Source organism: Burkholderia sp. SIMBA_062 (assembly GCF_046534765.1).
GTDB classification, from domain to species: Bacteria; Pseudomonadota; Gammaproteobacteria; order Burkholderiales; family Burkholderiaceae; genus Burkholderia; species Burkholderia ambifaria.
The window spans coordinates 1-254 of record NZ_JAWRYD010000428.1; the positions used below are offsets into that span (position 1 = coordinate 1).

Genomic DNA, 254 nt, shown 5'->3' on the forward strand with positions numbered 1-254 from the left:
GGTGGCCGTCGGCGTTCAAGCCCTGGATCACGGCGAAGAAGGCCTTGAGGTCTTCAGCATCGTCGACGTCCGGTGCCTGGGCAGCGATCTTGCCGTAGGTCTGGGCCAGGATCGAGGCGCCCATGCGGTTCTTGCCACGGCCCAGGTCGATCAGGATCAGGTCGGTCTCGCCCTTGTCCATGCGCAGTTGCGGGGTCAGGGTTTTCCGGATGTCGGTGACCGGGGCGAAGCCGGTGATGATCAGCGACATTGGC

The 254-nt window shown here is 64.6% G+C and carries 1 protein-coding gene; it reads right to left on the reverse strand.

Annotated features, from left to right (window positions below):
- Nucleotides 1-254 (reverse strand): hypothetical protein (locus SB786_RS36955; RefSeq protein WP_410731676.1); only part of this gene is annotated, 254 nt, incomplete at both ends.